This is a genomic window from Mesotoga infera, assembly GCA_011045915.1.
GTDB lineage: Bacteria > Thermotogota > Thermotogae > Petrotogales > Kosmotogaceae > Mesotoga > Mesotoga infera_D.
In genome coordinates this window covers 1-4076 of record DSBT01000086.1, presented here as the reverse complement: position 1 = coordinate 4076, position 4076 = coordinate 1, and the positions used below count along the sequence as shown (strand labels likewise).

General features: G+C 45.7%; 3 protein-coding genes. All 3 read right to left on the bottom strand.

The window, feature by feature from the left end:
• Window positions 1–300: sugar ABC transporter permease (locus ENN47_02960; protein HDP77144.1), on the bottom strand; the 300-nt coding region annotated here is incomplete at its 3' end.
• 43 nt (window positions 301–343) lie between these two features.
• Window positions 344–1573: an extracellular solute-binding protein gene (locus ENN47_02955; protein HDP77143.1), complete on the bottom strand. Its 1230-nt coding sequence runs from the start codon at window positions 1571–1573 to the stop codon at window positions 344–346.
• Between the two features lie 1428 nt (window positions 1574–3001).
• Window positions 3002–4063, bottom strand: coding sequence for a GntR family transcriptional regulator (locus ENN47_02950; protein HDP77142.1), 1062 nt, complete (start codon window positions 4061–4063; stop codon window positions 3002–3004).
• Between the last annotated feature and the right edge of the window lie 13 nt (window positions 4064–4076).

The window sequence follows — 4076 nt, the reverse complement described above, 5'->3', positions numbered from 1 at the left end:
GAGAATGTGTGCAAAGATAATGGCAACGATTATCGTGAGTGGAACACTGATTATCGCAAAAACCACAGTGTGCTGAACCGTGGGCCAGAATCTTGAATCATTCCACGTTCTAACGTAGTTGTTCACTCCAATGAACACGTTATCACTGAGGAGACTCCAGTTGAAGAAACTGATTATCATACCAAATACAAGCGGAACACCAACGAACAGAATGAAGAAAAACAGGTGAGGGAGGAGGAACAACCACGATCCTACCTCCCTGTGGAACCGTCTAGGCAACTTAGAATGTGATTGTCTCAATTGCTTCTCCTCCCTTCACCAAAAAAGCTGTAACTTCTGGCAATTAATTCCTTGCCCAGTAGTCGTCAAGAATTTCTTGTACTGCGAATGCTGCTTCTTTCATTCCGGCCTCCGGAGATACAGAGTGCAGAACCAGAATTTCCTCAAGGTAGACCGCGATCTCAGCTTCGATTTCCGAAATCAGTGGGAACATCTGGAACTGCCTTACGAACTCGGAATCCTGCGAGACTTGATAGATGTGAGGCAGTCTGTCCTTAAGTTCTTGACTTTCGGCAACAGAAGCTCTTGCAGGAGTTTGCCCTGCTTCGTACCAATCAATCGAGTGGTCCCAGAGATACTTAATGAATGTCGTGGCCGCTTCAAGGTTCTTCGGGTCCTCAACCATAACTCTCGGCATCGCGAGTACGTGAGAACCTCCAAATACAGCCTTAGTGTTGCCCAGCTGCGGAGATACTGCGTACCCAAAGTCCTCGCCGAGCTGTTCCATCCAAGGCTTAATTGTCCATATGCCAGTTATAAGCACAGTACTCTCACCGGACTGGAAGGATACGCCTGGATCGGCGACTTGCATCGGGAGAATCCTCTTATCCTGCATTTCAAGCATCAGTTTACAGACTTCAACTCCAGCTTTTTCGAAGGCGGGTTCTTTGAAATCGTCTGTTAGCACTTCGCCTCCGTGCTGCCAAAGAAAGTGGAACCATATCCATGTCCAGGCAGGGTTTTCATAATAGGGGGTCAGTCCTGGAGGCGTTATAGGAATCAGAGCTTCCATTGCAGTGATGAATTCTTCTCTCGTTTTTGGAGGATTGTCGGGATCCAAACCTACTTCTGCGAAGTTTCCTCTGTTGTAGGCCATGTAGAACAACCAGATATCAAGAGGGATTCCTACGATCTTTCCGTCTACAACAAGTCCGTCCAGAACACCGGGGAAGATGTCATCGGTATCGATTCCATACTTGTTTAGCCACTCATCAGCTGTGAACCCTTTGAAGTGGTTGAGATAAAGGGGCATGTCGAACTTCCTGATGAACATAATCTCCGGTGCAGTCTTGGACGCAATTCCCATCGAGAGCTTGTTTTTCATATCTAGAGAAGACTCTACCACGACGTGAACCACTTCAATGTCAGGATGCTCAGCGTTGAATCTTGCAATGATCTCATCCATGTACGCACCGTCGGCACCAGTTAGCGGTGACATCATCGTTATGGTTACACCAAAAGAGAAACTGGCTGCCACAACTACCGCGAGCACCAAAAGCATCAACTTTCTCATTGAGTTTCACCTCCCAGAAAAATAAGTATCTGATCATCAATTAGAACAAATAGCAAACAAGTATCAACTAGCGATTTCTCTTGTCATCACCTCCTCGAAAGAGACTTGTCTTGGTCTGTCAGACCCATAAACAATCAACGTTATGATTTCTTCAATGAGGTACTGTTGTAAGTGAAATCTGAGAGCTAAGGCTTCGACGGATGCAAAACGGAAAACATTTATATGTACGTACCTACCTGCGAAATTCAATTAACTCAGACCAACAGATCTGCAACAAACACCCGATTCCGAATGCAGCAAAGCCACAAAAGCAATTGCGTTAAGAGAAGGATTAATTTACGGTCATATTCTAGCAAAAGTTGAAAAGATACGCCAAATTGAACTATAGCCATTCTGCAGTGATCTGGGCCGAGCTTCGTCAAATATCTTCGCGATCCTTTGGTTCAACTATTGAATGAAAGGGTTTTCGTTGATTTGAGATGAGAAATGTATGTACATATATGAAGCAGCGGTCGGAATCTTGACCCAGAATCTCCGAATCTATTCTTGCAGATAGTGAAGATCTCGAAGTCAGGGGTTAGCGGATCCACAAATGAGGAAGGAAGAACCAAGAAGCTTTCTTTGTATCGTAGGCAGAACCTGTTCCAGTTCATTTTCAATGCAAGCTATAGAGAGAACCACTAGATAAATAAGCGGCGCCAAGTCACTAGAATGTTGTGAAATTCCGCGCGACCAGTAGCTGGAGGCAGGAGACATGGAAAGCAGGAAAAACCGGTTATAAGTTGACTCCGTAAAGAGGTATTTCTCACAACTAGAATAGACCTGTTCTTCTGCGCGCACGGCTGCACTCCCCTTTTAACGGTCAACATCTTGTTCAGAGTCTATTCTGAATGTGCGAAGGTCTTCTACATTAACTGAGAGTGACCAATTAGGCCATACAGCCGTTGGTCGCCACAGACCGCAGAACCGACCAGTAATGTAATCCCATCGCAAAACCGCTGTTGAGTTAAGAACTAAGATCCACTGATAACTCTAGAACAGTCTTCTCTGGTACGCTTTCTTGGCGACTACTTTTCTTAATGACATGCTCCAAAACAGTTCTCCGAGAGCGACTGTCTGTTGTCGTATATCGGACCGCTGAAAGAGCAGTGGATCACAACAGTTCGCGCATAATTAGAGGAGGTGTAGCAGAACTGATATGCGTCCTGTCACGTCATTAGATGCCTCTGCACAGAATGTCAGTCTTATTGATCTGGTCTCGGACCGTTGACGGTCAACGGATTTTGGTCTTCACAACTTGCAGCGGATCTTCCACCGGCCACCAAACTCTACTTTCTTTAACTCTAGTTCCTCGAAGCGAAGCTATCAACAACGTCTAGTCGTTATTAGGGTCCGAAAAATCCTACACTTGTGATAATAGCTTTCCAATCAGAACAACTTTTCGGTGTTAACTGACTGCTCTTTAGCTTCGGCAACGGAACTTCTTTCAATGAGTTCTGGTTTATTAACTACTCTCTGGGGCTTCGCCCCGTTAAGCATTTCGAGCAAGATCTCAACGGACTTTCTGCCGACTTCTTCTTTGGGGTGAGCAAAGGTAGTCAAGACTTCTCTGAAGTCACCTATCGGACCGTCATCGAATCCGATTACGGAGATGTCATCGGGAATGTTGAGGGCAAGTCTCTTAGCTACCAGATGCAATTGCAGGGCCGTGGCATCGTTGTAGCAGAATACAGCCGTAGGCCGGATTTGGGATGGCAGTGACATGAGTTCGTGGACTATTTGCATGGGTGCACCGGTAAATTCCGACACATTGAAGGACTTCTCGTAAATCTTCGAGAATCCCAGTTGCTTGCAGCGATCTATAAAGCTCTTCGCCCTAATAACACCGGGAAGGTGAGTCGATTTGTATATTACAGCCACTCTCTGGTGACCATACTCGAAAAAAATCTCTGAAGCCTTCTCTCCACCATATGCGTCATCAAGTACATTGCAGCTAACATGGTCTATGTTCCAATCGCTATGAACAAGAACTATTTTTACTCCGGATCTGGCCATGGATTTCACAAGGTCTTTGTTCGACCTTTTCGTAGCGCTGTAGACGGGATCGATTATTAGCCCTTTCACCCCTGATTCAATCCACTCTGAAAGGATCTGTCTTTCCTTCACAGGATCTTCTGCAGAATTTCCCAAGAGCATTTTGTATTCGTTCCTGAAGAGGTGGTCTTCTGCACCGAGTACAACGTAAGGAAAGATGTAGCTGGTAATCTGCTGAACAAGAATCCCCACTAAGTGATTATCGCTTCCGTAACTGACAAACGTTCCGAGGCCCGGTCTTCTAACAATCGCCGCTTTGAAGGCAAGGCGATCCAGCGCTTTTCGAACTGTCTCTCTGCTGGCACTGAACTTGTTCATCAATTCCTTCTCTGTGGGGAGTTTATCCCCGACGGAGTATTTCCCGGACTTGAGTTCTTCGAGCAAGTAACGTTCAATGAGAGTGTACTTT

Bases quoted from the DNA above. Each gene is read 5' to 3' on its own strand.
- ENN47_02955 (HDP77143.1), bottom strand. From the start codon at position 1,573: ATGAGAAAGTTGATGCTTTTGGTGCTCGCGGTAGTTGTGGCAGCCAGT.